General features: G+C 58.4%; 26 protein-coding genes, 1 tRNA gene and 1 pseudogene. 9 read left to right on the forward strand and 19 right to left on the reverse strand.

Features of this window, described 5'->3' with window-relative positions; all coding sequences use genetic code 11:
* Nucleotides 1-155 precede the first annotated feature (155 nt).
* The 4 genes from BSK43_RS21610 to BSK43_RS36145 form a co-directional block, all read right to left on the reverse strand.
* Nucleotides 156-1,241: a hypothetical protein gene (locus BSK43_RS21610; RefSeq protein WP_077469885.1), complete on the reverse strand. Its 1,086-nt coding sequence runs from the start codon at nt 1,239-1,241 to the stop codon at nt 156-158.
* A complete protein-coding gene (locus BSK43_RS21615) occupies nt 1,238-1,450 on the reverse strand; it encodes a hypothetical protein (protein ID WP_077469884.1) in 213 nt (70 codons plus the stop codon). Before BSK43_RS21615 ends, BSK43_RS21610 begins: the two co-directional genes overlap by 4 nt.
* 36 nt (nt 1,451-1,486) lie before the next feature.
* Nucleotides 1,487-1,759: a hypothetical protein gene (locus BSK43_RS21620; protein ID WP_077469883.1), complete on the reverse strand. Its 273-nt coding sequence runs from the start codon at nt 1,757-1,759 to the stop codon at nt 1,487-1,489.
* A 132-nt stretch (nt 1,760-1,891) separates the two neighbouring features.
* The gene (locus BSK43_RS36145) at nt 1,892-2,125 is read right to left on the reverse strand and encodes a helix-turn-helix domain-containing protein (RefSeq protein ID WP_077469882.1); all 234 of its coding nucleotides are present in this window, start codon (nt 2,123-2,125) and stop codon (nt 1,892-1,894) included.
* A 303-nt stretch (nt 2,126-2,428) separates the two neighbouring features.
* On the opposite strand from BSK43_RS36145, the gene BSK43_RS21630 reads away from it, so the two are divergent.
* Nucleotides 2,429-2,713: a hypothetical protein gene (locus BSK43_RS21630; RefSeq protein WP_077469881.1), complete on the forward strand. Its 285-nt coding sequence runs from the start codon at nt 2,429-2,431 to the stop codon at nt 2,711-2,713.
* 1,002 nt (nt 2,714-3,715) lie between these two features.
* On the opposite strand, the gene BSK43_RS21640 is transcribed toward BSK43_RS21630, so the two are convergent.
* Nucleotides 3,716-4,372: a helicase RepA family protein gene (locus BSK43_RS21640; RefSeq protein ID WP_246662649.1), complete on the reverse strand. Its 657-nt coding sequence runs from the start codon at nt 4,370-4,372 to the stop codon at nt 3,716-3,718.
* Between the two features lie 92 nt (nt 4,373-4,464).
* Here BSK43_RS21640 and BSK43_RS21645 point away from each other — a divergent pair, with 92 nt between their 5' ends.
* On the forward strand, nt 4,465-5,061 hold the full coding sequence (locus BSK43_RS21645; RefSeq protein ID WP_205910641.1) for a DUF4145 domain-containing protein: 597 nt from the start codon (nt 4,465-4,467) through the stop codon (nt 5,059-5,061).
* A gap of 461 nt (nt 5,062-5,522) precedes the next feature.
* On the opposite strand, the gene BSK43_RS21650 is transcribed toward BSK43_RS21645, so the two are convergent.
* Nucleotides 5,523-5,598: transfer RNA gene (locus BSK43_RS21650), tRNA-Lys, on the reverse strand.
* 375 nt (nt 5,599-5,973) lie between these two features.
* On the opposite strand from BSK43_RS21650, the gene BSK43_RS21655 reads away from it, so the two are divergent.
* From BSK43_RS21655 to BSK43_RS21665, 3 genes are all read left to right on the forward strand, one after another.
* A complete protein-coding gene (locus tag BSK43_RS21655) occupies nt 5,974-6,231 on the forward strand; it encodes a GlsB/YeaQ/YmgE family stress response membrane protein (RefSeq protein WP_077469879.1) in 258 nt (85 codons plus the stop codon).
* A 164-nt stretch (nt 6,232-6,395) separates the two neighbouring features.
* A complete protein-coding gene (locus BSK43_RS21660) occupies nt 6,396-6,602 on the forward strand; it encodes a hypothetical protein (protein ID WP_068387894.1) in 207 nt (68 codons plus the stop codon).
* A gap of 172 nt (nt 6,603-6,774) precedes the next feature.
* A complete protein-coding gene (locus BSK43_RS21665) occupies nt 6,775-7,389 on the forward strand; it encodes a GntR family transcriptional regulator (RefSeq protein ID WP_077469878.1) in 615 nt (204 codons plus the stop codon).
* Between the two features lie 54 nt (nt 7,390-7,443).
* Here BSK43_RS21665 and BSK43_RS21670 read toward each other — a convergent pair whose 3' ends face one another.
* The 5 genes and pseudogenes from BSK43_RS21670 to cysG all read right to left on the reverse strand — a co-directional run bounded on the left by BSK43_RS21670 (nt 7,444) and on the right by cysG (nt 12,462).
* On the reverse strand, nt 7,444-8,256 hold the full coding sequence (locus BSK43_RS21670; protein WP_077469877.1) for a ferredoxin--NADP reductase: 813 nt from the start codon (nt 8,254-8,256) through the stop codon (nt 7,444-7,446).
* Between the two features lie 232 nt (nt 8,257-8,488).
* Nucleotides 8,489-9,001 (reverse strand): DUF934 domain-containing protein, encoded by a 513-nt coding sequence (locus BSK43_RS21675; protein WP_077469876.1) that lies wholly within the window; start codon nt 8,999-9,001, stop codon nt 8,489-8,491.
* A gap of 12 nt (nt 9,002-9,013) precedes the next feature.
* Nucleotides 9,014-10,690 (reverse strand): nitrite/sulfite reductase, encoded by a 1,677-nt coding sequence (locus tag BSK43_RS21680; protein ID WP_077469875.1) that lies wholly within the window; start codon nt 10,688-10,690, stop codon nt 9,014-9,016.
* Nucleotides 10,691-10,708: 18 nt separating this feature from the next.
* Entirely contained in the window at nt 10,709-11,023 is a 315-nt protein-coding gene (locus BSK43_RS21685) for a DUF2849 domain-containing protein (protein WP_068386493.1), read from the reverse strand.
* Nucleotides 11,024-11,026: 3 nt separating this feature from the next.
* Nucleotides 11,027-12,462: pseudogene (gene cysG, locus BSK43_RS21690) on the reverse strand (siroheme synthase CysG).
* Nucleotides 12,463-12,757: 295 nt separating this feature from the next.
* Here cysG and BSK43_RS21695 point away from each other — a divergent pair.
* Complete coding sequence (locus BSK43_RS21695; RefSeq protein ID WP_077469874.1) at nt 12,758-13,345, forward strand: nucleoside deaminase; 588 nt, start codon at nt 12,758-12,760, stop codon at nt 13,343-13,345.
* 22 nt (nt 13,346-13,367) lie between these two features.
* The gene (mazG, locus tag BSK43_RS21700) at nt 13,368-14,216 is read left to right on the forward strand and encodes a nucleoside triphosphate pyrophosphohydrolase (protein ID WP_077469934.1); all 849 of its coding nucleotides are present in this window, start codon (nt 13,368-13,370) and stop codon (nt 14,214-14,216) included.
* A gap of 7 nt (nt 14,217-14,223) precedes the next feature.
* On the opposite strand, the gene hflX is transcribed toward mazG, so the two are convergent.
* From hflX to dusB, 8 genes are all read right to left on the reverse strand, one after another.
* The gene (hflX, locus tag BSK43_RS21705) at nt 14,224-15,558 is read right to left on the reverse strand and encodes a GTPase HflX (protein WP_077469873.1); all 1,335 of its coding nucleotides are present in this window, start codon (nt 15,556-15,558) and stop codon (nt 14,224-14,226) included.
* A gap of 78 nt (nt 15,559-15,636) precedes the next feature.
* A complete protein-coding gene (hfq, locus tag BSK43_RS21710; protein WP_003539403.1) occupies nt 15,637-15,879 on the reverse strand; it encodes an RNA chaperone Hfq in 243 nt (80 codons plus the stop codon).
* A 107-nt stretch (nt 15,880-15,986) separates the two neighbouring features.
* Nucleotides 15,987-16,850 carry a D-amino-acid transaminase gene (locus BSK43_RS21715; RefSeq protein ID WP_077469872.1) on the reverse strand — a complete coding sequence of 288 codons (864 nt, stop codon included), beginning with the start codon at nt 16,848-16,850 and terminating at the stop codon, nt 15,987-15,989.
* Between the two features lie 48 nt (nt 16,851-16,898).
* Nucleotides 16,899-18,263, reverse strand: a complete 1,365-nt coding sequence (locus BSK43_RS21720; protein ID WP_068386481.1) for a sigma-54 dependent transcriptional regulator — start codon at nt 18,261-18,263, stop codon at nt 16,899-16,901.
* Complete coding sequence (locus BSK43_RS21725) at nt 18,253-20,529, reverse strand: PAS domain-containing sensor histidine kinase (RefSeq protein WP_077469871.1); 2,277 nt, start codon at nt 20,527-20,529, stop codon at nt 18,253-18,255. Before BSK43_RS21725 ends, BSK43_RS21720 begins: the two co-directional genes overlap by 11 nt.
* A 284-nt stretch (nt 20,530-20,813) precedes the next feature.
* Complete coding sequence (gene ntrC, locus BSK43_RS21730; RefSeq protein ID WP_068386478.1) at nt 20,814-22,265, reverse strand: nitrogen regulation protein NR(I); 1,452 nt, start codon at nt 22,263-22,265, stop codon at nt 20,814-20,816.
* On the reverse strand, nt 22,262-23,419 hold the full coding sequence (locus tag BSK43_RS21735) for a nitrogen regulation protein NR(II) (RefSeq protein WP_068386475.1): 1,158 nt from the start codon (nt 23,417-23,419) through the stop codon (nt 22,262-22,264). Before BSK43_RS21735 ends, ntrC begins: the two co-directional genes overlap by 4 nt.
* On the reverse strand, nt 23,416-24,444 hold the full coding sequence (dusB, locus tag BSK43_RS21740) for a tRNA dihydrouridine synthase DusB (protein ID WP_077469870.1): 1,029 nt from the start codon (nt 24,442-24,444) through the stop codon (nt 23,416-23,418). The genes BSK43_RS21735 and dusB overlap by 4 nt, the downstream gene beginning before the upstream one ends.
* Before the next feature lie 222 nt (nt 24,445-24,666).
* Here dusB and BSK43_RS21745 point away from each other — a divergent pair, with 222 nt between their 5' ends.
* Nucleotides 24,667-25,887 carry a bifunctional 2-C-methyl-D-erythritol 4-phosphate cytidylyltransferase/2-C-methyl-D-erythritol 2,4-cyclodiphosphate synthase gene (locus BSK43_RS21745; RefSeq protein ID WP_077469869.1) on the forward strand — a complete coding sequence of 407 codons (1,221 nt, stop codon included), beginning with the start codon at nt 24,667-24,669 and terminating at the stop codon, nt 25,885-25,887.
* Nucleotides 25,887-26,381 carry a CinA family protein gene (locus BSK43_RS21750; protein WP_205910642.1) on the forward strand — a complete coding sequence of 165 codons (495 nt, stop codon included), beginning with the start codon at nt 25,887-25,889 and terminating at the stop codon, nt 26,379-26,381. The genes BSK43_RS21745 and BSK43_RS21750 overlap by 1 nt, the downstream gene beginning before the upstream one ends.
* Nucleotides 26,382-26,383: the final 2 nt, after the last annotated feature.

Raw genomic sequence — 26,383 nt, forward strand, 5'->3', positions numbered from 1 at the left:
AGTAGGATGGACACTGCTTTCGCAGCGCGGCTCGCTTTGTGTCCTGACCCTGCCAATAGTTACGCCAACCTCAGCGGCTGCAACCAACTGCAGCATGTGTCAGCGCCCGTCGCACAGCGCACGGAGAGGCGTGGGGGATCATCCCCTTCACCTTCTTAGGGTTTTGAGCTGCAAGAAACTTCCCTTCGCACCTCAGCGGCATATTCAGCGAGGCTCATCGCCGCCTGAAAGTTGTCATTGGCAGCTCGCAACAGGCGTCGACCAGCATCAATGGCGTGCCGACCGTGATAACCGCGCGCCTCTCCTAGCTCACTGAGGCTCTTCGCCGTCGTGGTTTCGGTGAGCACTCGCACATGCTCGTCCTGCATCGCATCTAGCCCGCGATTGAATGTCTCGCGATTTTCCTTTTCGGTGTAAATATCTTGCCAAGCTTGCGAGCCGGTCTCGCCATTCTTGCCCTTTCGTCCTCCGATGAAAAGTTGGCGAAGGTTGCTCGGCCCGTATGGGAGGCCGTCGGGGCAAATCTTGGTCATTGGTAAGACTGACGTATTTGCATAGGCATCCGCGAGCATCTTGCGCGCCTCAGCTTTTGAGATCGTCACGCGCTCCACCTTTTTCGGGGTAAGTTTTGGTGGCGTGGCAACGCGTCCGGCTTTCAGCAGCCATCGATAGTGAGAATTGCTTCCGGCGGCATCAGTTTCAGCGCCTTTGTCTCGCGCTGATTTTTCGCGGCAATCAAGCATCGCACCGACCGGCATTCTGATGTCAGCGTCCACAACCTTATCAAGAACCAGCTTCTGCCCCTTTTCCATCTGGCTGCCGTCGCTGAATCGCAAACTTCCGATGTGAGTGATGACCTTGTGGCGCTTTCCGTTCTCGTCGATAGAAAGCCCGTACTCGATATCGCCCTGCCCGACCTCGCGCATGATCATATCAACGCTCGGGACTATTTCGATGACGCGCTCTACGTCGGCATCTTCATGTGGTGGTTCATTGTCGTTTGCCGGAGCGAGGCGCCAATTCGTGGAAATGGGTGGTATCGGCTCCACGGTCACGCCGACGCCCTCAGCAACACCAATCGGCCGGGCACGCATGGCAAGCAATGCGGACAATTCGGATAGATCGCGATGGCGGGGCTTCTCTGCCTTCAGCTTACGGCCGAAAATTTGATGATCATGCGCAGGAGCCGTGGCCCGCCAAGCCTCAACTGCTGCACGATGTTCTTCGGTGGTCCTGCTCAAGCCGCATTCTCCTTCTTCGCCGATCTGTTGTCGTTGGCCGCCACAAGCGAGCCTGCGTCGCTGATTGCCGGTCGCATGGATGCGGCGTCGTTAAGAGCTTCGAACGATGCTCGCTGGCCGCGAGGCAGGGTCTTGTCATGCAGCATGCTTGGTGCTGCGCCCTTGCCTGGAAATGGGCCGCCTATATTCTGGATGCGTGTTCTGATCAAACTAACCTCGCTTTGATTGAAGTTGGCGCAAGGTGATTAACTCGCCTTGCGGAAAGAATGACGCGCACGCCTCGCCTTCGGCCATTCTCCATTGAAGAAGAACCACAGGAGTTCCGGACCGTTGTATCCTCGACCGTCGATAGTGATGCGGTAGTGCCCGTCCTTGTCGATCGATCCTGCGCGCCGACCAGGCATCGTCTTGTTAAACTCGTCGCCTACGTCTTGGCATGGAAGCCAAACCAGCGCGCCAATTGCCGCGTCGAAACGCAGTCGCTGCATTAGCCGCTCATGAGTGATGAGTTCCTTCACAACGCCCCTCCTGTCAACAGATCAGCTTCCAACGCTCCACTAAGGTGGCAGCGTCAACTGTAAAGTCTTGAAAAGGCCCGCTTGCCGCGGCACCTATGTCGCCGAATGCGAGCCGCGGGAGATGCGTAGCTATCAAACGGCTACCCGTAGCTCTGCCCCATCCATCCACGCAGTCAGTGAGGATCGGCGAGCGGAGATGGTGCTGCCCAACTTAAAGCTCGGTATCAGTCTGTCGGCGACAAGCCGATAGACTTGGCGTTGGGTTACACCGAGAAAATTGGCAATCGCTGGCGCCCCCAGCAAGAGATCGCCTTGGTTATCATTAGCAGGATTTGTTTTGGACACAGTGCCTCCTCTGTTGCGCATGGGGTCCAAGCGCGAAATGAATCGTTTGATTTTTTCGGGAAGATCCGGCTACTTGCCAGGCTAGACGTTGTCCGACGCTGTTGCGCCGCGCCACTCGGAGACGCTGCCGGCAGCAAGTCGCTGCTGTTTTATCTCATATTACGAACCGGCTCTTGCTGGTCCCGGTTCAGCCAACGCCCTTGAGCGCGTTCGACTTAAGAAACTGTGCTGTAAACATACAAATTAGTCAAATACGGCGAATTTTATCCTTCGGCCTTAGGTTGATTTCATGAGATGATGTCAGCACAACTTGTGGAGGTCAGAATGATTTACCTATTGCGCGGCATATTTTTGTTTACCCTTGTCTCATTGCCCACCCTCCCCGCTCTAGCACAAGATCCTGGACAGGTAGACGTTGATAAAATGCAGCGGATTGAGAAAGAAGTTCATGACAAGCCAACAATCGATCCAGTGGCCAAAGAAGGGTACGAAAAGCAGGTCAGAGAAATAAATTCGCACCCAAGCATACCAAACGAGAAGCTTGAAAGGCAACTTCGGGATGCTTCAAGAAACATCGAGAATGATCTGAGAACTAAGCCGGACAATTAAAATCCCCGCAAGCATCCGCGCCCGCACCAGTCCTGCAGCCCGCGTGACGAGATCGACTTCGCTTCGTTGATAGCACGATCAGCATTTTCAAGCCCAAGGTGACCCATTGCGATATGGTGCTGCCCCCATAACTGAGAAATCCCAGCATGCGCTGGCCGGTTCAGGTTGCAGGTTGTGGCATAGGCCGCTCGATTGCACGGTGCACGAATAGTAAAATCTTATTTGGGCGGGCGGCACCGCGCAGCACACCGCCCTGCACGGTTGCACGGATGGGGGGTATATTACATATACCTCCCTCTACCGTGCACTAACCGGGCAGCGCTGTGCAGGTGTCTCCGCACGGAAGCGCACGTATAATGCACGGATAATTAGACGTGCATCCGTGCAGTATCAAAAGTTGTATTCACGAAAACACGGTTGTATCTCAGCAAGCAAAAAGCCGTCCTGCTCGCAACAGAACGGCTTAAAAATAATGCCACCATTTTGGTGGTTTCCGCTTGCAGTACCACCATTTTGGTGGTACACATAATTCATCAAAGCAATCCCGCTTCGATAGGACAAGGAGTAACCCATGGGCTTCAAGCTCACACTCCAAGTCCGGTTAGGCAAGTGGAGATTCACAGTCTCCATCGGCCGATAACTGGAGGCCGGGGAGCGCTCGCAACGCTCTCCGGTTTCCAAGATATAGCAAACTGGCGAGGCTCATTCAATGATAGACAATCTGAAGGATCTTCGAACCGGAGCGAACCTCACCAAGCCGGAGTTCGCCAGAGCCATGGGTGTGCCACTGCGGACCTATGAGAACCTGGAAGCAGGAACGACGCCTGTGCGTCTGATCCACATGAACGCCGCCTATTGGGCACTGGTGATGCTGGCGGCCGAAAGCACGCTTGGTAGGGGCTTCATGCCTCTGAACGTCGCTGAAGTCGTGCGCAAAGCCAATCTGGACCAGAGCGAAAAAAAAAGGCGGCCAATAGGCCGCCTCAATCACGCTGCACGCTTTCACGCTGCACGAACGAACTTCGCCACCTCTCGCCGGACGGGGTCACGATCCTCCACCTCTACGAGAACGCCTTCCTTCAGCAGCGCCCGCAGCACAGTGCCCGCACGCTTGCGCTGCGCATCGTCTTCGGCGTCAAGGACCATCGCATAGGCAACCGCCAGCCCGGCCCAATTCTTGGCCCGCGCAGATGGCTTGTAGTCGCTATTGGTGACCGCCACACGGATTGCCTCCCGTTGCTCCTCCGTGATGTCCTGTGCGATCTCTTCGGAGCTTGGCCACTTCCATTCCGCCACGACTGGCGCAAAGTCCTGCGGCTTTGTCAGGCCGCGAGCGTTGCCGAGCGGCACGCTGACAAGGTGTCGCCAATCAAGCTTGCTCGACAGCGGCGTCAAGTTCGACTTGCCATAGGTCACCGAGAAATGGCCGAACCGCTCTTCTGATGACAGCCCGGCTTGATCGGCCTGCTCTTGCGACATGCGATTGAGAACGCGCACCGAGCGCGCCGCGCCGATCAGAGACACCGCGCCTCGAGCGTCTTCGACGGTTGCCTCTCGATCCGCCACCTTGCGCAGATGGTGGACGATGTCGTGGTTGCATTTCTGAAGCGAGTTTAGGTTGCAAAGCAACGACGAAGTGGTAAAAATCTCCGATGACATATAGACCGCCATCCATCAAAATATCAGCTTTCAATTGTCCACACTGCGCAGCGTATGCAAAACAGGAATGGCACGCCGTTTCCGCGACGCGAATGCCAGCAAATGACTTCCCTAAACCGCTTTCCGGCGAGTACTCAGGAAAGCCGTTACTTATCCAGTCGCATCAGGGGCACACCTACGCGCTCAACAATGTTTTTTGTTCGCAGTGCCATAACTGCAACGGACTGCATTTGTGGCTTGGCAGTAAAATGATCTATCCAACTTCCAGCGCTGCGCCTTTAGCGAACGAAGATACTCCACCGGAAATCCTACCAGACTACAATGAAGCCAGAGACATACTCCAGCGATCGCCGCGGGGAGCTGCCGCTTTGCTCCGCTTGGCAATCCAGAAGCTCTGCAAAGAGCTGGGTGAGTCCGGAAAAAACATCAACGCAGACATTGCGTCACTAGTAAAAAAAGGTCTCGATCCAAAAATCCAAAAAGCGCTGGATGTCCTGCGGGTAGTGGGAAATGAAGCTGTGCATCCAGGGACTATAGATCTTAGAGATGACGTCGATACAGCTGACAGTCTCTTCCATTTCTTCAATTTGATTGTGGAAAAGATGATCTCAGAACCTAAGCATATTGATGACGTATATGCAAAACTTCCAGTCGACAAGCTGAAAGCCATCGACGATCGGGATAAGTAGAAAGCGACTTGATCATCCCGTATTCAGACCGCACAGGCAAACATTTCTGTTTTCGGCTGCATCAGAGTGATGCAGCGCCCTAGCGAATGAATGGCCAATTGCTGCCAATCCTTGATAATGCGAGCTGGGCAACTGACTAACGTGTTCGTTTTGCTATTTGTCTGGCCGGCGCACGTGCGAAACCGGTATCATTCCAAGAGAAGTTCGCAGATTCGCTACCAAGGGTGCAGAGATGAACCAAGATGCGAAACTTTGCCTACCTCTTCGACCGGGCAAAAGCAGCAATTTGCGGCAGAAGTCGCGAATCTGACTGGGTCGTCAAGCTGACGAGTTCCATGCGCCATTCATGTTCCACGGAACTGCCGACAACGTCAGGAAAAGCCTGTAAATCAAGGGAATTTTCGGCAACGCCATGGCGCATGATTTTCACCAACAAAACCAACCTAAGTATTTGATTTTTTTGGTGAGAGCGATGGGGCTCGAACCCATGACCTACTGATTAAAAGTCAGTTGCTCTACCAGCTGAGCTACGCTCTCCCTTTCCGCAGGCGTTTTCGCCCCGGCTGGAAGTGCGCGGAACATATGCAGACGCCCTATTGCGGTCAACCCATAAAATCGAGGTTATACCTGTCTCTGGATCGTTTTCCTCACCTGTTGGCGATGAAATCGGCAGGCTCAGCGTCTGGATCGGCAGAATACATGGCCAAGGCTGGAGAACTGCAGCCGTGGAAAAAGCTGCGCGCAACGGCATTCCGGTTCCCACTCCCCGAAACAATCGTAACAATTTCCCTCAATAATCAGGGTTGCAATGCACGGCTTCATTGTGTTGCCCCGCAAATATTGGGGTACGAATCGTTTTTGGTGTATATCAGTTAATGTTAACAACCCGTCGGGTCCTCAGGAGGTTCTTTTATGGAAGATGCACACGTCGGTTGGATCGCAGCAATTATCATTGGCGGCCTAGCGGGCTGGTTCGCCGAGATGATCATGAAAAGCAACACTGGCATTATCATGAACATCGTGCTCGGCATCGTTGGCGCGCTCGTCGCTAGCTGGTTGTTTGGCGCACTCCATATTGCGCTGCCCTTCCATGCATGGCTGAACTACCTGATTACGGGCTTTATCGGCGCCTGCATCCTGATCTTCATTGGTCGTTTGATCAGGCGATAGCGATACCGCGGGGCGGGAGACGCCCCAATCGGGAAGAGGAGAAAGGGAAGACGGGACATCTCGCCTTCCCTTTTTTGTTGCATTCATACGGCATAATGCAAGCACAGGCCTTTCCAACCACCTTTGCGGCGCTATGTACGAAAATGGAACCGAAAGGATGCAACATGACGGAAAACACCAATCGGACACCAGCTCGCAAGGTCATGCGCGGCCGGCCATATAGTATTGCCGAGTTCGCGCGAAAGTATCGTCTCGACGAGACTGAAGCGAAGCGCATCTTCTACAAGTTCGGCCCGTCATCGACGGAACTTGACTTGCTGATGGCTGCGAAACGGAAGCAATCAACGCTTTCTTCGATTATCGGCCACTGATACGGCGCACACGCCGCGGATGCGTTACGACATCTTGAGATCACGGTGCAATTGCCAGGTAACGCAGACAGCTATGGCGGCCGCCTAGCCGTATTGATATATCACGACCCGTTGCCTCCGATGATGCCAGGTGACACTGTGTGCTCTCCAAGCTCGGTCGGACATTGCCAGAATGCAGAATTCGCTTAGCCACCTCGCCTATCTCGCGCTCGAGTATCTGATCGTTACGCTTGAGCTGAAACCCGGCGCTCTCGTCACCGAGAAGCAGTTGATCGAAATGGCCGGGCACGGCCGGACGCCGGTGCGCGAGGCAATTCAGAAGCTTGCTTGGCAGGGATTGATCCATGTGCGGCCGCGCGTCGGCCTGCAGATCGCCGAGATCGGTCCGGAGGACCATCGTGATGTCATGCAGGTCAGGCGCGAGCTGGAGCCGATCGCGGCCGCGCTTGCCGCCGTGCATGCCGACAGGCAACAACGCGATCAGCTGGACGAGTGCGCACGCTTGATGACGGAATGCGCCTTGACGAGGGATCTTCCCGGCTTCTTCGCGGCCGACAAGACATTCGATGAGATCCTCGAGGAGGCCTGCCCAAACAGGTTCATCATCGCGGCCCTGGGACCGGTGCAAACGCATGCGCGCCGGCTCTGGTACTCGACCGGCTCACCCGGTCGTATGGATCGCGCAATCGCGATGCATATTCAGGCTATCAAGGCGATCCTTAGCGGCGATGCGGAGAATGCGCGAACCGCTATGGCGGCGCTGATCGATTATCTCACCAACCCATGAAAAAAGGCGGCTCCGTCGCCGAAACCGCCTCTCATTCATCCGGAGAAACTTCGTCTAGCCGACGAAGGCGCGTTCGATAACGAACTCGGCGGGCTTGTTGTTGGCGCCTTCGGTAAGACCGGCCTGCTCCAGCAAATCCTTCGTATCCTTCAGCATTGCCGACGAGCCGCAGATCATGCCGCGGTCAATGCCGATATCGAAGGCTGGCACGCCCAGATCGCGGAAAAGCTTGCCACTCTTGATGAGGTCGGTGATGCGGCCGGTAAAGGGGAATTCCTCACGGGTAACGGTCGCGTAGTGACGCAGCTTTTCGCCGACGACTTCGCTCAAGAGCTCGTCGTTGCGGATTTCCTCGACCAGATCGAAGCCGTATTTCAGCTCGGCGACATCGCGCGTCGTATGGGTGAGGATGACTTCCTCGAACTTCTCATAGGTCTCGGGATCGCGGATCAGGCTTGCGAAAGGTGCAATGCCGGTGCCGGTCGAGAACATGTAAAGCCGCCTGCCCGGCGTCAGCGCATCGAGAACCAGCGTGCCTGTCGGCTTCTTGCGCATCAGCACTTCGTCGCCTGGCTTGATATTCTGCAGGTGCGATGTCAGCGGCCCCTCAGGCACCTTGATCGAAAAGAATTCGAGCTCGTCGGCCCAGGCCGGGCTCGCGATCGAATAGGCGCGGTAGAGCGGTTTGCCGTCGACCATCAGGCCGATCATCGCAAACTCGCCGGAGCGGAAACGGAAGCCTTGCGGCCGCGTCATCGTAAAGCGAAAGAGCCGGTCGGTATAATGCGTAACGCTCAGCACCTTCTCGGCGAAAACGCCGGCTGGTACTGCGGAAGCAAAATCATCTGTCTTGGCGGGGGCGTTCATTCTGTCTCTGATCCCGTATTCGTCTTAAACGTCATTCCTGGCAGGCTCATTGCGGAAGGCTGATATTATAATATAGCCCGGATTGAAAGGCTTTCCATTCCATCCGGAGCCACAGGACTGAAATATGTGCATTTCAGTCAAGATTTCATAGGGCCGACGATACACATAATGATCGGCATGAATGCGGCAACTCGACGCTGTCAAATCGCCGCCCTCTCCAGCCCCGCGATAGTCAGGCCGACTTTGCCGGCAACCGCCGCCAGCTATAGGCCTGCCCGGCTTCGGCGGGACGAGCGGTCGGCTGATAATAATGCGGGATACCCGGCAGCCGATCTTCCGACAGCCGCTTTAATGCGGTTTCGTTGCTGACTGCGAAACTGTCGATGCCGACGCGCAGCATCAGCGGAATCTGGTCAATCAGCACATCGCCGACCGCGCGCAGTTCGTTGGTATAGCCGAGGCGCTCGCGAAGCAGCGCGGCATGGCTGAACGCGCGGCCGTCATTGAAGGCCGGAAAGGCGACTGCGACAATGGCGAGGCGATCAAGATAGGGCTGCAGCTTCGTCACGTCGTCGGCCGGCTTGATCACCACGCCAAGGCCAACTTCGTTGCTTTCCTCTGCTCTGGCAATCAACGCATCGAGAGCGAGCAGCGGCTTCTGTCCCTCAGTCGCCTTGACCTCATCGGTCTCGATGACCCACGCGTCACTTTCCACAAAACCCGTTTCCCGCCAAATCTTCGTCATGGCCATATCCCCTTACGCCGCTTCGGCTGATGAAGACGAGCCATAGAGCGCATCCTTGAAGGGCTGCGGTCCAACGCGTCGATAGGCGTCGAGGAAAATCTCGGAGGGATCGAGACGCAGGCCGATATAGGTATCGACGATGGTCTCGATAGCGTCGGTGACCTTTTCGGGCTCAAAGCCGCGACCGATGATCTCGCCGATCGAGGTGTGTTCGTCGCCGGAGCCGCCGAGCGTGATCTGATACAATTCCGCACCCTTCTTCTCGACACCGAGCAGGCCGATGTGACCGACATGGTGATGGCCGCAAGCGTTGATGCAGCCGGAAATCTTGATCTTCAGCTCGCCGATCTCAGCCTGGCGTTCCGCCGAGCCGAAACGAGTCGAAATCTCCTGCGCAACCGGGATAGAGCGGGCATTGGCGAGCGCGCAATAGTCGAGGCCGGGACAGGCAATGATGTCAGTGATCAGGCCTGCGTTCGCCGTTTCCAGGCCAACAGCGACCAGACCGCGATAAACGGCTTCAAGATCGGCCAATGCTACATGCGGCAGGATGAGGTTCTGCTCATGGCTGACACGGATTTCGTCGAAAGCATATTCCTCGGCAATATCAGCCACCGCATCCATCTGCGCATCCGAAGCATCGCCCGGAATACCGCCGATCGGCTTCAGCGAGACCGTCACCATGCCATAGTCGGGGTTCTTGTGCGGCTGCACATTCTGCTGCACCCAACGGGCAAAGTCCGGATCGGCCTTCTTCCAGCGAGCGAGGCTTTCCCAGCCCTCGGCGCGTTGCGGCAGGGCCGGTGGTGCGAAATAGGCGGAAATTGCCTGAACGTCGGCTTCCGGGAGCTTTAGCTCGGTATCCCTAAGCTTGTCGAACTCGACCTCGACCTGACGCGCCAGTTCTTCAGCGCCGGTTTCATGGACGAGAATCTTGATGCGGGCCTTGTACTTGTTGTCGCGGCGTCCGTGCAGATTGTAAACGCGCATGACGGCGGTCGTGTAGGACAGAAGATCCTCTTCCGGCAGGAAATCGCGGATCAGCTTGGCAACCATCGGCGTGCGACCCTGCCCGCCGCCGACATAGACGGCAAAGCCGATCTCGCCCTTGTCGTTCTTCTTCAGATGCAGGCCGATGTCATGCACCTGGATCGCGGCGCGGTCGCGTTCGGCGCCGGTGACAGCGATCTTGAACTTGCGCGGCAGGAAGGAAAATTCCGGATGTACGGACGACCACTGACGCAGGATTTCGGCGTAAGGGCGCGGGTCGGCGACTTCGTCGGCGGCAGCGCCAGCAAAGTGATCCGCCGTGACATTGCGGATGCAGTTGCCTGAGGTCTGGATGGCATGCATCTCGACGGAGGCCAGTTCGGCCAGCACGTCGGGCATGTCGGACAGCTTCGGCCAGTTGAACTGAAGGTTCTGCCGTGTCGTGAAGTGGCCGTAGCCGCGGTCATAGGTGCGGCCGATATGGGCCAGCATGCGCATCTGGCGCGAACTCAGCGTACCGTAGGGAATGGCGATGCGCAGCATGTAGGCATGCAACTGCAGATAGACGCCATTCATCAGGCGCAGCGGCTTGAAGGCATCTTCCGAGAGTTCGCCTGCGAGGCGCCGCTCCACCTGATCGCGGAACTGTGCAACGCGTTCCGCAACAAAGGCGTGGTCAAATTCGTCGTAACGATACATGATTTCCTCGGGACTTCCTCAGACTGCAATGAATTCCGGATCGGCCGCGGCATATCCGGGCGCGTATTCCATGGTGGGGCCTTCGGCACGAATGCGCTCGCGCAAGCGCAGCGGCCAGAGCTTGCCGCCGGTTTCCTGAACATCGATCAGGTTGACGTCGACAACCTTGTTGTCGGCATAGGCCTGCTTGCCGACAGCTTCCAGTGCGGCTTCCGCCTCGGCATGGCGCGCGACCAGCGATTCCTGCAGCGATGTTACCCACTCGCCATTGGCATTCAGCCAAACGGCGACGCCATCGGTGAGCCGGTTTGCGGTCAGAACCTTGTCGACCATAGGTCAGCTCCTTGCATAGTCTTGAGCAACGGTCTCGCGGCGGACCAGCGGCTCGGATTGTTCGAAATTCGCACCGGCGACAGCTTCGCCGATAATGACCATCACCGGCCCGCTCAACTCGTCGCGATACTCGAGGTCAGGCAGATCCCGCAAAATGCCGTGCATCAGGCGACGATCGCGGCGGCTCGCATTCTCGATGACGGCGACGGTGGTTTCCGGTGGAAGCCCGGCTTCCATCAAACGGCCTGCGACGGAGGCCGCGACCGTGCGGCCCATATAGACGGCAATGGTTGCGCCTGAGACGGCGAGACTTGCCCAATCGGGCAGAACATCGCCCGTCAGATCATGGCCTGTTGTAAAGACCAGCGACGACGCGACACCGCGCAATGTCAGGGGCAGTTCGAAATCGGCGGCCGCCGCAAAGGCGGAGGTGATGCCGGGGACGATCTCGTAGCCGATTCCGGCGGCACGCAGCGCGGCCATTTCCTCGCCAGCACGGCCATAAACCAGCGGATCGCCGGATTTCAACCGCACGACGCGCTTGCCATCACGGCCAAGCTGCACCAGCAGATCGTTGATCTCTTCCTGCGACTTTGTATGGCAGCCCTTGCGCTTGCCGACGGACAGTCGCTCGGCATCGCGGCGGCCCATATCGACGATCGCCTGCGGCACGAGAGCGTCATAGACGATGACATCGGCTTCCATCATCACCCGCTGGGCACGCAGCGTCAGCAGGTCTTCCGCACCGGGACCGGCACCAACCAGCCATACGCGACCCTCGACTTCTCGCGAGGACTGCAGCAGTTCATCCGCAGCCTGTTCGGCCTGCAGCAGGTGGCCGGCGTTGACGGCATCGGCAACGGGGCCGGAGAAGAAGCGGCGCCAGAACACGCGGCGCGCGACACCGCGCGGCACAAGGCGATCGACCGGCTTGCGGTAACGCGTCGCCAGTTCCGCCAGCTTGCCGAGCGAGGGCGACAGCATCTGATCGATCTGTGCCCGGATCATCTGCGCCAGCACCGGACCAGCACCTTCCGTTCCGATGGCAACGGCCACAGGAGCGCGATTGACCAGCGCCGGCGTATAGAAATCGCAATAATCCGGCTGATCGACAGCGTTTGCGGGGATTTTTTCGGCGCGGGCGGCGTCGACGATGGCCCGATCGGCCTCCGCATCACCCGTCGCAGCGAAGACCAGCGTGGCGCCGTTGACCTGCTCGGCCGAAAACTCGCCGCGCGCGGTCGCGATCCGATTGGCAATCAGGAAGGAATGATAGTCGGCCTCAGGTGACTGCGTATAGGCGACGATCTTCGCCTGGGTGTTCATCAGCAGTCGCACCTTGGCAAAAGCTTCGTCGCCATTGCCGAAGACGCCGCAGTCCTTCCGTCCACACGGAAGAAGGCGGGAAACACCGAAAGCTGTTCAGTCCTTGGAGGCATCGTCATTCCAATTCGAGATGTGCCGAATATCGCCTTTGCGGCCAAGAGATTGAAGAAACAGAAATTCTAATGCCCCGGCAAGTCCGTATTCCTATGCTCGACATACCAAAGATTTGAGCAAAACTCACTAGGCAAACAGATTGCAATAAATGCATAAAATCTATAGATTTTTACGATTCAATGGTATCGGCGGATTGCTTTATTGCCTGTGGCGAACATAGTCTTTAACTTATTTGCACATACCGCCGCATTTCCAATCCCGATAGACTGCAGCGAAAACCGTTGGAGGAAACCCTTGTCTGACAATAGCATCGCTGCACGCCTTCTCAACGTCGTCGAGCACGACATCCTGCCCTTGACCCGCAAGGGCGTCGCCACCGGCAACAAGGTCTTCGGCGCCGCCATCCTGCGGAAATCCGACCTTTCGCTCGTCGTCGCGGAAACCAACAACGAGTTGGAGAACCCGCTCTGGCACGGCGAGGTTCATGCGCTCAAGCGCTTCTACGAGCTGGGCGAGAAACCGGTCACCAAAGATCTGATTTTCCTCTCGACCCATGAACCCTGCACCATGTGCATGTCGGCGATTACCTGGGCCGGCTTCGACAATTATTATTATTTCTTCAGCCATGAGGATTCCCGGGATGCCTTCGCTATCCCGCATGATCTGAAGATTCTGAAGGAGGTCTTCGGCCTGGAGCCGGGCGGCTATCGTCGCCAAAACGCATTCTGGAAGAGCTTTGCCATCTCCGATCTCGTGGAAACAGAAGAAGATCCGCGCAAAGGTGAGTTGAAGGAACAGACCGCGCGTATTAAGCAGGCCTATGCTGGTCTCTCCGACAACTACCAGGCGTCGAAGGGTAGCAACGAGATCCCTTTGAATTGACAAAGCAAGACCCGAGGCAATGATGGAAGCATCGCGAGACATTTCCGGCCTGATCGACATCATGGCGGCGCTGCGAAACCCTGAAACCGGTTGCCCTTGGGACATTGTCCAGACCTTTGAGACCATCAAGCCCTACACGATCGAAGAGGCCTATGAAGTGGCTGACGCGATCGAGCGAAAGGACACGGACGATCTTTGCGACGAGCTCGGTGACCTGCTGCTGCAGGTCGTCTTCCATGCGCGGATCGCCGAGGAAAGCGGCGCCTTTTCCTTTGGCGACGTGGTGCATGCCATCACCCGCAAGATGATCCGCCGCCATCCGCATGTTTTTGCCGTCTCGGACGCCAAGACCGAGGACGCGGTGACGCTGCAATGGGATCGGATCAAGGCCGAGGAGAAGCGCGAACGCGCAGAGCGCCGTGCCCGCAGCGGCGTGACCGAGGATTTCAAGGCAGGTTTCCTCGGCTCGGTGCAGCGGTCCTTCCCTGCCCTGACGGAAGCATTGAAATTACAGGAGCAGGCGGCCAAGGTTGGCTTCGACTGGTCTGCCCCTGAGCCCATCCTCGACAAAATCGAGGAAGAGATCGCCGAGTTGCGAGTGGCGCTGGCGAGCGGCGACAAAGCGAAGGTGAGCGACGAGCTTGGCGACCTGATCTTTGCTGTCGTCAACATCGGCCGGCATGTGAAAACCGATCCGGAACAGGCTCTTCGCGGGACGAACACGAAGTTCCGCCGCCGCTTCCACCACATCGAGACGACGCTAGAGGCGGAAGGCGAGACGCTGGACGGTGCCTCGCTGGAGCGAATGGAAGAAATCTGGCAAGCGGCAAAGGCGATCGAACGTCAGCTTGACGACGTAAAGACCGCCTAGAAGCCGCCTATTCCCAATCCTCACGCGGCGCCTTCGGGCCATTGCCCATGCGCCGTTCCAGTTCCACTGCCTCGGTCTCAGTCAGCCGGATATCGAGCGTCACCGTGCCGTCCTCATTGTCCTCGCGGTTGTCGACGATGGCATGATTGTAGAGCCAAGGCAGCAGCGTCAGCTTTTCGACCGGAAGCGTGATCGTGGTTTCCGTCAGCACACCGGAAAGACGCCGGCTGATTTCATCCATCAGTCGATCGACGCCCTCGCCGTTTCTTGCGGAGACGGCGATAACATTTTCGGTGGTCGACGCCTTCTGCACGATAGCGTCATGCGCCTCCGGCTGCAGCCGATCGATCTTGTTCCAGACTTCAACGATGCGCTCGGCGCCTTCGGCTTCGCCGATACCGAGATCACCGAGAATGCGCATGACATCGGCGCTCTGGACCTGATTGTCGTCATCCGAGAGATCGCGCACATGCAGAATCAGATCGGCTTCCAGCACCTCTTCCAGCGTGGCGCGGAAAGCTGCCACAAGGTGAGTCGGCAGGTCCGAGATGAAGCCGACGGTATCGGAGAGAATGACGGTACGGCCGTGCGGCAGCTTCATGCGGCGCAGCGTCGGATCTAGCGTCGCGAACAGCATGTCTTCGGCCAGCACGCCAGCACCGGTAATGCGATTGAACAGCGTCGACTTGCCGGCATTGGTGTAGCCGACCAATGCGACGATCGGATGCGGCACCTTGCGGCGCTTGGCGCGATGAAGCTGGCGGGTGCGCACCACCTGCTCCAACTCGCGCTCGAGCCGGATGATCCGTTCCTGCAATTGGCGACGGTCCGCTTCGATCTGGGTTTCGCCGGGACCGCCCATGAAACCGGCGCCACCGCGCTGGCGTTCAAGGTGGGTCCAGCTTCGAACCAACCGGCCCTTCTGATAGTTCAGATGTGCAAGCTCGACCTGCAGCGTGCCTTCCTTGGTGGAGGCGCGGCGGCCGAAGATTTCGAGGATGAGGCCGGTACGGTCGATGACCTTGGCGTTCCATGCCTTCTCGAGATTGCGCTGCTGCACCGGCGTCAACGGATGATCGACGATCACAAGTCCGGCGTTGAACTCATCCAGCAGGGCGAGGATTTCCTCGATCTTGCCGGTGCCAAGCAGGGTCGCGGGCCTCGGATCATTGATCGGAACGACGGAACCGCTGACCACTTCGAGATCGATCGCCAGAGCGAGACCCTTGGCCTCTTCCAACCTGCTTTCAGGCAGGCGCGACACGGAAATGGCACTCTCGGCCTGGGCGGAGCGCGACGTGCGTCCCTGTTTCAGAACAGGAACAACCACGACAGCGCGCATGTCATCCCGGTGCTTTATGGACTCCGGAATGAGGGAATCGTTTTTCGTATCGCGTGTCGTGATAGTGGCAAATCCCAGTTAGGATGCGGCTTCTTCGCTCTCGAACATCTGCATCGGCTGACCCGGCATGATCGTCGAGATTGCGTGCTTGTAAACGAGCTGCGAATGGCCATCGCGGCGAAGCAGAACGCAGAAGTTGTCGAACGATGTTACGACACCCGTGAGCTTTACGCCGTTGATCAAGAAAATTGTCAGTGAAATCTTTTGCTTGCGAACAGTATTGAGAAACAAGTCCTGCAAGTTTTGAGAACGTTCCGCCATCGCGCCGCTTCTTTCTTTTTTGCCGACCTAAGTCGGTGAAATATCATGATATACAGAGGTCCCGGACGGGAGATACCCTCATTCTCTCCCCCCAGCGAATGTTGGTATCAAATCACGGTCTTTTCCGCAACGTCGAAAAAGGCTTCACGAATTTTCTGTGACATGCTGCCCGGATGACCGTTGGCAATCGTTTCCCCATCGATGGAAACGACCGGAAAACAGATGCTTGTCGCCGCCGTGATGAACACCTCGCGGGCTGCCATCATCTCCTCCACCGAGAAGTAGCGCTCGACGATCGTCACACCGAGCTTGGCTGCCACATCCATCAGCGTCGTGCGCGTGATACCGCGCAGAATGCCGTGCTCAGCCGGACGCGTGACGAGATTCCCGTCATGGTCGACGATCCAGACGTTGGTGGCGGCACCTTCCTTCACCATGCCATTGTGATCGATATAGATCGCTTCCTGCGCACCGGCTTCCTTCGCCTGCTGGCGGGCCATCACATTCGGCAACAGGCCCACAGACTTGATGTCGACCCGGTCCCAGCGATTGTCACGCACGGTGATCGCCTTGATGCCGTTGGCATTCTTCCTGGCAATCAGAGACTGATCGGTGCTCTTGGCAGTGACGACGATCGAAGACGGCGTGCCATCGGCCGGAAAGACATGATCACGACGGGCAACACCACGCGTGACCTGCAGATAGAACATGCCATTGCGGACGTGGTTGCGGCGCAGCGTCTCCCGAATCACCACAACCAGTGCCGCGCGCGCCATCGGCCAAGCGATGCGAAGCTCGCCCAGCGAGCGATTGAGACGATCGAGATGGCGTGTCAGATCGACGATCACCCCGTGACGCACCTCGCAAACCTCATAGACGCCGTCAGCAAGCTGATAGCCGCGGTCCTCGATATGCACCATGGCATCGCCGTGTTGGACATAACGACCGTTCACATAAGCTATTCTCGGCATGAAAGCCCCTGATCAAAATTCTCAAATGTCAGTGCATTGCAAGACGGATCAGACACCCAGCGATTTCAGCTTGCGATGCAAGGCCGAGCGCTCCATGCCGACGAATTCCGCCGTTCGCGAGATATTGCCGCCGAAGCGATTGATCTGAGCGATCAGATAGTCACGCTCGAACATCTCGCGAGCCTCGCGCAGCGGCAGCGTCATGATGTGATAATCATTCTTGGCGGAAACCTTCGGCAGCATGTCGCCGAGATCGGTCGGCAGCATTTCGGCCGTGATCGGCGTATCGGCCCCATCGGTGCGCGCCAAAATCATCAGACGCTCGATATTGTTGCGCAGCTGGCGGATATTGCCCGGCCAATCATGCGCCTGCAGCACCGCCATGGCATCGTCGCCGATCCGGCGCGGCCGAATGCCCGCCTGCTCAGAAATCTGCCGCATCAACTGGTCGACGAGGAAAGGTATGTCCTCACGCCGTTCGGCCAGTGCCGGCACGCGCACGGGCACAACGGCCAGACGGTGATAGAGATCTTCGCGGAACAGACCCTCGGCGATCCTGCTTTCGAGATTGTAAGCCGTGGACGAGATGATGCGAACGTCCACCTTGACCCGCTTCGAACCGCCAACACGCTCGAACTGCTGATCGACCAGCACGCGCAGGATCTTGTTCTGCGTCTCGCGGGGCATTTCGCCAACTTCATCGAGGTAAAGAATGCCGCGATGCGCTTCTTCCAATGCGCCGATCTTGCGCGCCTGCCCCGGAGAGCCTTCGGTGCCGAAGAGAGCGATTTCCATGCGCTCGGGCGTGATCGTCGCGGCGTTCAGCGCCACAAAGGGGCCTGTGCCGCGCGTCGACTTCTTGTGCATCATCCGCGCCACAAGCTCCTTGCCGGAACCGGAAGGGCCGAAGATCATCACGCGGCTATTGGTCGGCGAGACCTTGTCGATGGTCTGGCGAAGCTGAGAGACTGCGACCGACGTACCGATGAGTTCGACAGCATCACCGGTCCGGCGCTTCAGCTCCGACACTTCTCTTTTCAGCTTGGAGTTTTCCAGGGCGCGTTCGGCGATCAGGATCAGACGATCAGCCTTGAACGGCTTTTCGATGAAGTCGAAGGCGCCGCGCTTGATGGCCGACACGGCCGTCTCGATATTGCCGTGACCGGAGATCATGACCACAGGCAATTCCGGATGCCGTGCCTTGATTTCGTCCAGCAATGCGAGGCCGTCGAGCTTGCTGCCCTGCATCCAGATATCGAGAAAGATCAGTCGCGGCGCGCGATCGGAAATCGCGGCCAGCGCACTGTCGCTGTCATGCGCCGTGCGGGTTTCGTGTCCTTCATCCGAAAGAATTCCCGAAACGATTTCGCGAATGTCTTCCTCGTCGTCGACTACGAGAATATCAGAGGCCATAAACGCTTTCCTTGTCACTTTCTGTATGGGCGACAGTGGCCTGCTCACGGCGCGGCAGATGCACGCGGATCATGGCCCCCTTACCCTGGTCGAAATCGGCGGGAGCGTCGTGAAGTTCGATCTGCCCACCATGGTCTTCAATGATCTTCTTGACGATCGCGAGGCCCAGGCCCGTGCCCTTCTCGCGCATCGTCATGTAAGGCTCGAGAATGCTGTGCCGGTTCTCCACCGGCAGGCCGCGGCCGTTGTCGATGACATCAACGGTAAAGCGATCACGGTCCTGATCGAGCGAAGCGCGCACCAGGACCTTCGGCTGCTCGCGTGCCTCCTCGCTCGGCACTCCTTCGATCGATTCCACGGCATTCTTGATGAGATTGCCGAAGGCTTGGCCCAGCATTCGCGCATCGAACATGCCTTCCAGCCGTTCATCGCCCAGGTCTCGCTCGAATTTGACGTGGTTATTGCCCATTTCGCGCAGAAACACCGAGTCGCGCAGGATGTCGCGCAGATCGCTCGGCTCCATGGTCGGCTTGGGCATGCGGGCAAAAGAAGAGAATTCGTCGACCATACGGCCGATATCGCCAACCTGCCGGATGATCGTATCCGTGCACTGATCGAATACCGGACGATCGACATCGGCGATGTTCTTGCCGAAACGACGGCGAATGCGCTCTGCTGAAAGCTGGATCGGCGTCAGCGGGTTCTTGATTTCATGGGCGATGCGGCGTGCGACATCGGCCCAGGCCGTCGAGCGCTGCGCTATGACCAGATCGGTGATGTCGTCGAGCGTGATGACATAGGATTCATTGGCATCGCGCGATTCCTCTCGCGTCACCTGAACGCTCAGCGTGCGCACCGTGCCGCCGCGCACGAGGCTGATCTGTTTGCGGAAATCATTGCGATGACGCGTCGTTGCCTCGGTCACCACCTGATCGACCTCAGGGGCGATTTCCACCAGGCTCCTGCCAACGAGTTCGTCGCTCGTCAGCGTCAGCAGCTCTTCGGCCGAGGTATTGACGATAGCGATGCGACGGTCATGCTCGACGCCGATGACGGCGGCCGTCACGCCCGACAAAACGGCCTCGATGAAGCGGCGGCGATCATCCACCTCGTCCTTCGCCTCGAGGATCTCGTCGCGTTGGGTGCGGATTTCCGAAATCATCTTGTTGAAGGTGCGCGACAGGCTGCCGACGTCGCCGTCGGCCGAGCGTACCGGCACCAGCACGTTCATATTGCCTGAAGCGACATTGTCTGCGGCGCTGATGAGAAGACGGATCGGCCGCACGATACGGTCGGCGACTGCGATCGCGGTCCAGATTGCCGCTAAGAGCACGATCAGAGCGAAGCCGATATAGATAACCGCGAACGCGATCTGGAGGGTCATGCGCCCCTCTTCCATCGCCTTGTATTCCAGCGTGTTGTCCTCGACCATTCGCATCGCATTCATGACACGCGGATCGACAGCCCGTACGGTGTAAAGGAACGAGCCGGGTATTTCATCCAGCTTGATGACTGCACCGACAAGGTTGGTCACTCCGGGCGGGATAAGCGACGGCTCGCCATTGGCCGATGCTTCGAGCGCACCTTTCGGGATCGCCGGCAACGGACGCTCGGTTTTGATATCGGCCTGCACGATTGCGCTGCCATCACGCCGTACAATGAAAGCACCCAACAGACCGCGTCCCCGAGCCTGGCGGGTCATCAGATCGGCAAAACCGGTGCGATCGAGGCTATAGAGCGAGCGATTGCGCTCCAGGTCGTTCGCCATCGAAACCGTCTGCCCTTGCAGATAGCTCGCATTCTCCATCAGATAGGCTTGCGCAACATTCTGCGAGGAACTGATAATCTGCTGCGTGCGCACGCCAAACCAGCGGTCGAGGCCGACATTGAGCGTCAGGCTCGCAACGATCGCAACGAGAATTGCCGGCGTGATCGCTACGATCGAAAACAGGGCGACGATGCGAATGTGGAGACGCGCGGCTGCACGGCCTCGGCTGCGCGCCTTCATCAGCCTCGCAACTTCCCGCACAATCAGCGCAATCAATCCCAGCACAAACAAGCCGTTGATGACGGCCGATGTAAAGACAACCGAAGTTGTGGGGCCTACGGGCGTCAGGCCAAGAAGCATCAAAAGGGTCGCGATAGCGCACAATAGCGCTCCGCCGGCCAGAATGAGACCAGGCAAGGCGAAGGAAGCACGACGGTCCGTCACTTTGACAACAACCGCCTCGTCGCTCGCCGCCGGCGACACCGCGTCCTGTATCATTCCCATCATCTCCACGCCCGAGCGACGGTCGGCCCCCTGATCAAATCGTGCTGCCACTATTTCGGCATCAGCACGAGCGACAGGCAAAGGCGGGAACTGTCGTTCGATTTCGCCAGAAGCGAAACCTTTATTTTAAATCATTTTTACAATTGACTGAAAAATCGGACGAAATTCCATCTCAACGGAAATACGTCAGACGAATCGCCATCGCAAAAACGACGAATCTCCTGCGTGACCTTTAAGCAACGCATTGTGGCGAAAATGCAACGCATCCGATTGCGTTGTCAAGCGGTACGGGAACTTCTGTAGACGGAAACTCCCAGCTCCCTGATCTTTTTGCGCAAGGTATTGCGGTTGAGGCCCAAAAGATCGGCCGCCTTGATCTGATTGCCGCGCGTGGCCGTCAAAGCAGCCAGGATCAGCGGATACTCCATTTCCGTCAAAACACGGTCGTAGAGACCGGGGGGCGGAAGGTTTTCGCCAAAGCTCGAGAAATAGGTCCGCATGTTTTCCTCGACAGCCTGGGCGATGGTCATGGTGCCGGTGCGGACAGGTCCCTTCTCGATCGGGCTATCGGGAACATCGGCCCGCAGTTCGGCATCGATGATCTCGCGGGTAATGACGTCTTGCGGATAGAGCGCCATCAGCCGGCGAATGAGGTTTTCCAGCTCACGGACGTTGCCCGGCCAAGGATAGGCCTTCATCAGCTCGAGCGCTTCCTGATCGAACCGCTTGGAGCCAAGCCCTTCTTTTTCAGCCTGGGTGATGAAATGGCGGACGAGATCGGGAATGTCCTCGGCGCGGTCGCGCAGCGGCGGCAGGCGAAGCGGCACGACGTTGAGGCGATAATAGAGGTCCTCGCGGAACAGGCCCTGATTGATCGCCTGCTTCAGGTCCTTGTTGGTGGCGGCAACGATACGGACATCGGTGCGGATCGGCGTGCGGCCGCCGACTGTCGTATATTCGCCCTGCTGCAGCACGCGCAACAGGCGCGTCTGCGCATCCATCGGCATGTCGCCGATTTCATCGAGGAACAGCGTGCCGCCCTCGGCCTGCTCGAAACGGCCAGTGGAGCGGGTCTGCGCACCCGTGAAGGCGCCCTTCTCATGGCCGAACAATTCCGACTCGATCAGATCGCGCGGGATCGCCGCCATGTTGATGGCGACGAAGGGGCCGTTGCGGCGCTTGCCGTAGTCGTGCAGGGCGCGAGCCACCAGTTCCTTGCCGGTACCGGATTCGCCGGTAATCATCAGCGTCAGGTCGGTCTGCATCAGGCGCGCCAGCACGCGATAGATTTCCTGCATGGCAGCGGAACGACCGACGAGCGGCATACCGTCCTGCATGTCATCTTCGAGCTTCGCCGGCTTGCGCTTCGGCTCCGATAGGGCACGGCCGACGATCGCGATCAGTTCCGTCAGATCGAAAGGCTTCGGCAGATAGTCGTAGGCGCCTTTCTCCGACGCCTTGATCGCCGTCATGAAGGTGTTCTGCGCGCTCATGACCAGGACAGGCAGATCCGGTCTCGCCTTCTTGATGCGCGGTAGCAGATCGAACGCGTTTTCGTCGGGCATAACGACATCGGTTACTACGAGGTCGCCTTCGCCGGCAGAAACCCAACGCCAGAGCGTGGCGGCGTTGGACGTGATGCGTACGTCGTAGCCCGCGCGGCTCAAAGCCTGATTGAGCACGGTACGGATGGCCGCATCGTCATCGGCGACAAGGATCGTGGCTGTCATCGAGTAGTCCCTGTAGAGTTTGGAAAGGGGGCGTCTTCAAGCGTGATGCCCTTGGAAGCCGGCATCAAAACGCGGAAAGTGGTGCGGTGGTTCTGGCTGTCGCATTCGACGATACCACCGTGATCACCAATGATCTTGGCGACGAGCGCCAGGCCGAGACCGGTTCCGTTCGTCTTCGTCGTGATGAACGGGTCGAAAAGATGCGGTACGAGGTCTGATGGAACACCGGGACCATTGTCGATCACGCAGAATTCGAGCGGCAGCGAGATCTTCTCACGCGTACCGGCGACCGAAAGGCGAATGCCGGGACGATAGGCCGTCGTCAGCATGATCTCGCCATCCGGCCGGTCGCCCACTGCTTCAGCGGCATTCTTCACCAGATTGAGGAAGACCTGTACGAGCTGGTCCCTGTTGGCAAAAACAGCCGGGAGTGACGGGTCGTAATTCTCGGATAGTTTGATGTTGCGGGCAAAGCCGGCCCGGGCGACCGCCTTCACATGATCGAGGACCGAGTGGATGTTGACCGGAACGCGGTCGACCGGCCGCTCATCGGAGAACACTTCCATACGGTCGACCAGCGATACGATACGGTCGGTCTCGTCGCAGATAAGCCGCGTCAGCGCACGATCGTCGTCCTCGACGGACTGTTCGAGCAGCTGCGCCGCGCCGCGAATGCCCGATAGCGGGTTCTTGATCTCATGTGCCAGCATCGAGGCAAGGCCGGTGACGGAGCGGGCGGCGGCGCGATGGGTCAGCTGCCGGTCGATCTTGTCCGCCATCGAGCGTTCCTGGAACACGACGACCACGGAGCCTGGCTCGCTGGAAATCGGCGCGACGTAGAGGTCCACCAGCTTGTCCTGACCAAGACGCGGCGAGCTGAGATCGACGCGATATTCGTTGACCGGCGCGCGGCGCTCGCGCACCTGATCGATCAGCGCCAGCAGGGGGCTGCCGAACGGGATGAAGGTGGAAATCTTGTAGCGCGACAGATGCGAGGCGCTGGCGCCGAAAAAAGCTTCGGCCTCCCAATTGGCGAAGGCGATGAGACCGGCCTCGTCGACCATGACAACCGGATTCTGGATCGCGTTGAGAACAGCCATCGCCACCGAATTGCCGGCATTGTCTCCGGCTCCGGAGTTGGATTTTGAAGTCATGCCGCCTCCTGGACGCGTTGGGGGAGATCGGCGCCGGCCTGTAGCGCCGCCTGAAACGCTGCAGTCACCTCGCGGCTATCTTTCGAAGTCATGATTTTGGCCTTATTAGCACCCGTCGTCGCCGGCGCATGGCGATCCAGATACCAGGCGAGATGCTTGCGGGCATGGCGAATGCCGACGGCCTCGCCATAGAATTCCAGCATGGAGAGATAATGCCCGACGGCGATCTCGACGATTTCCTCACGCTCCGGTTGGCGATGACCGGCAAGAACGCCGGCATGCCAGGGGCGGCCCTGGCAACCGCGGCCGATCATCACGGCATCGGCGCCGGAGCGGCGCAGGATTTCGCGTGCATCATCCGGTGTCTCGACATCGCCGTTGGCGACCAGCGGAATGGAAACGACATCGCGCACAGCACGGATGGCATCCCAATCCGCCCTGCCCTCGTAAAACTGCATGCGCGTACGGCCATGGATCGTGACGAGCTGAATGCCGGTCTCCTCGGCGCGGCGCGCAATATCCGGCGCGTTGATGGAGTTTTCATCCCAGCCGAGCCGCATCTTCAGCGTTACCGGAATATCGACCGCGCCAACCGTCGCCTCGATCAGGCTCAATGCGTGATCCGGATCACGCATCAGCGCCGAACCGGAATAGCCGCCGATGACCTTCTTGGCCGGGCAGCCCATGTTGATATCGATGATATCGGCGCCATTGTCGGCTGCGATCTTGGCCGCCTCGGCCATCCAATATGCCTCGCGGCCGGCGAGCTGCACCATATGCGGCTTCAGCCCGGCACTCTTCAGGCGCGCCCAGGATTCAGCGGTATCCTGTACAAGCTCGCGGCTTGCCACCATTTCGGTGACGACCAGACCGGCACCATGACGCAATGCCAGCTGCCGAAACGGCAAATCGGTCACGCCCGACATCGGCGCCAGGATGACGCGATTGCGGATAGATACCGGACCAATGGAAAACGAGGCTGCAAGCTCGGAGGAAAGCAAGTGATTATCTTTCGGGCACACCATACATCTGCACTATTTTTAGACACGCTTGAGAAGTTTGCCAAGAGGTTTCGAAGAACCCCGATATTTTTTGGGCAAATGCTGGAAAATACTCAGTTGAGGCGATAGACCCTGCTGGAGCGGGATCCCGTTCTGGCGATCTATTTAGCATGTGCTTGTTCAAAAGAAAGCTCTGCGCTTTTCAAAGCCATGCCGGAGACGGAGCCTTTTATTCTTCGGGGGTTTATGACGCAAATGCATTCAACGCAACCGCTGTCAGTGGGAATCGTGATCGTTGCCGCCGGGCGCGGCGAACGGGCGGGATCGCCGAAAGAAGGCCCAAAACAGTATCGCGCGATCGGCGGCAGACCGGTTATTGCGCATACGCTTGAAAGATTCGTGACATGGCCGCAAACCGCGAAGATCGTCATCGTCATCCATCGCGACGATGAAGCCCTCCTCCGCTCGGCACTGACGCAGGTCGCGGGGCTTCCGGATATCGAGATTGCCTTTGGCGGCGCAACGCGCCAGCAATCCGTACTGGCCGGGCTCCGGCAATTGGCTAAAAGCGAAGCAACGCATGTGATGATCCATGACGCCGTACGCCCCTTCTTCGATCACGACCTGCTGGATCGCATCGCGGCAGCCCTTGCAACGGGCGCGCCGGCCGTGCTTCCGGCCATGCCTGTCACCGATACGCTGAAGCGGGGCGACGACAACGGGCTGGTGATGGAAACTGTGCCCCGCGCCGGGCTTCATGCCGCGCAGACACCGCAATCCTTCCGCCTTGCCGATATTCTGGCGGCGCATGAGAAAGCAGCCACCGACGGCAGGACGGATTTCACCGACGATGCCGCCATCGCGGAATGGAGTCACCTGCCGGTGACCTTGGTGACCGGCAGTGCCGACAACCTCAAGCTGACCATCAAAAGGGATATTACCATGGCCGACGAAAAACTGACCGCCGGCCTTTTGCCCGATGTGCGCACCGGCAATGGCTATGACGTGCACCAGCTGGAGCCGGGTGACGGCGTCACGCTTTGCGGCGTGTTCATCCCGCACGATCAGAAGCTGAAGGGGCATTCCGACGCCGACGTTGCGCTGCACGCTTTGACGGATGCCCTGCTCGCCACCTGCGGCGCTGGCGATATCGGCGATCACTTCCCACCTTCCGATCCGCAATGGAAAGGTGCGCCTTCGCGCATCTTCATCGAACATGCGGCCAAGATCGTGCGCGAGCGCGGCGGCACCATCATGAATGCGGACGTGTCCTTGATTGCGGAAGCACCGAAGATCGGGCCTCATCGCGACGTCATGCGCGCTAGGCTCTCGGAATTTCTGAACATCAGCCTCGATCGTTGCTCCGTGAAGGCAACGACTAACGAGCAGATCGGCTTTGTCGGGCGGCGCGAAGGTATTGCCGCTATCGCGACCGCAACCGTCGTCTATCGCGGAGGAAGGGCCTGATGCATTTCCCGGATGAAATTCTGGCACTCGCGCAAACCATTGTGACGGACTTCACCGCAAAGGGCCTGATGGTCTCGACGGCGGAATCCTGCACCGGCGGGCTGATCGCCGGCGCGCTGACGGAAATCCCCGGCTCGTCGGCCGTGGTCGACCGTGGCTTCGTGACCTATACGAATTTGGCGAAGATGGAGATGCTGGGCGTTCAGGAACGGACGCTTGCGCAATTCGGCGCCGTTTCCAAGGAAACGGCCCTGCAGATGGTGCATGGCGCCCTCTTCCGCTCCCATGCCGATCTCTCAGTCGCGGTCACAGGGGTGGCCGGTCCCGGTGGTGGCTCCGTGGAAAAGCCTGTTGGCCTCGTCCACTTGGCCGCCAAGACGCGCAACGGCGAGCTCATCCATCATGAAATGCGCTATGGTGATATTGGCCGCGATAAGGTTCGGCTTGCCACCGTGAAGACGGCGCTGGAAATGCTGATCGCCCTGGCCAAGTAAGT

It is taken from the genome of Rhizobium sp. P44RR-XXIV (genome assembly GCF_001999485.2).
In the GTDB taxonomy this organism is placed as follows: domain Bacteria; phylum Pseudomonadota; class Alphaproteobacteria; order Rhizobiales; family Rhizobiaceae; genus Rhizobium.

Coding starts and splice junctions, on each gene's coding strand:
- BSK43_RS36145 (WP_077469882.1), bottom strand. CDS start 2,125: ATGCGCAACAGAGGAGGCACTGTGTCCAAAACAAATCCTGCTAATGAT.
- BSK43_RS21630 (WP_077469881.1), top strand. CDS start 2,429: ATGATTTACCTATTGCGCGGCATATTTTTGTTTACCCTTGTCTCATTG.
- BSK43_RS21640 (WP_246662649.1), bottom strand. CDS start 4,372: ATGTCATCGGAGATTTTTACCACTTCGTCGTTGCTTTGCAACCTAAAC.
- BSK43_RS21645 (WP_205910641.1), top strand. CDS start 4,465: ATGCCAGCAAATGACTTCCCTAAACCGCTTTCCGGCGAGTACTCAGGA.
- BSK43_RS21655 (WP_077469879.1), top strand. CDS start 5,974: ATGGAAGATGCACACGTCGGTTGGATCGCAGCAATTATCATTGGCGGC.
- BSK43_RS21660 (WP_068387894.1), top strand. CDS start 6,396: ATGACGGAAAACACCAATCGGACACCAGCTCGCAAGGTCATGCGCGGC.
- BSK43_RS21665 (WP_077469878.1), top strand. CDS start 6,775: ATGCAGAATTCGCTTAGCCACCTCGCCTATCTCGCGCTCGAGTATCTG.
- BSK43_RS21670 (WP_077469877.1), bottom strand. CDS start 8,256: ATGAACGCCCCCGCCAAGACAGATGATTTTGCTTCCGCAGTACCAGCC.
- BSK43_RS21675 (WP_077469876.1), bottom strand. CDS start 9,001: ATGACGAAGATTTGGCGGGAAACGGGTTTTGTGGAAAGTGACGCGTGG.
- BSK43_RS21680 (WP_077469875.1), bottom strand. CDS start 10,690: ATGTATCGTTACGACGAATTTGACCACGCCTTTGTTGCGGAACGCGTT.
- BSK43_RS21685 (WP_068386493.1), bottom strand. CDS start 11,023: ATGGTCGACAAGGTTCTGACCGCAAACCGGCTCACCGATGGCGTCGCC.
- mazG (WP_077469934.1), top strand. CDS start 13,368: ATGGAAGCATCGCGAGACATTTCCGGCCTGATCGACATCATGGCGGCG.
- hflX (WP_077469873.1), bottom strand. CDS start 15,558: ATGCGCGCTGTCGTGGTTGTTCCTGTTCTGAAACAGGGACGCACGTCG.
- hfq (WP_003539403.1), bottom strand. CDS start 15,879: ATGGCGGAACGTTCTCAAAACTTGCAGGACTTGTTTCTCAATACTGTT.
- BSK43_RS21715 (WP_077469872.1), bottom strand. CDS start 16,850: ATGCCGAGAATAGCTTATGTGAACGGTCGTTATGTCCAACACGGCGAT.
- BSK43_RS21720 (WP_068386481.1), bottom strand. CDS start 18,263: ATGGCCTCTGATATTCTCGTAGTCGACGACGAGGAAGACATTCGCGAA.
- BSK43_RS21725 (WP_077469871.1), bottom strand. CDS start 20,529: ATGATACAGGACGCGGTGTCGCCGGCGGCGAGCGACGAGGCGGTTGTT.
- ntrC (WP_068386478.1), bottom strand. CDS start 22,265: ATGACAGCCACGATCCTTGTCGCCGATGACGATGCGGCCATCCGTACC.
- BSK43_RS21735 (WP_068386475.1), bottom strand. CDS start 23,419: ATGACTTCAAAATCCAACTCCGGAGCCGGAGACAATGCCGGCAATTCG.
- dusB (WP_077469870.1), bottom strand. CDS start 24,444: ATGGTGTGCCCGAAAGATAATCACTTGCTTTCCTCCGAGCTTGCAGCC.
- BSK43_RS21745 (WP_077469869.1), top strand. CDS start 24,667: ATGACGCAAATGCATTCAACGCAACCGCTGTCAGTGGGAATCGTGATC.
- BSK43_RS21750 (WP_205910642.1), top strand. CDS start 25,887: ATGCATTTCCCGGATGAAATTCTGGCACTCGCGCAAACCATTGTGACG.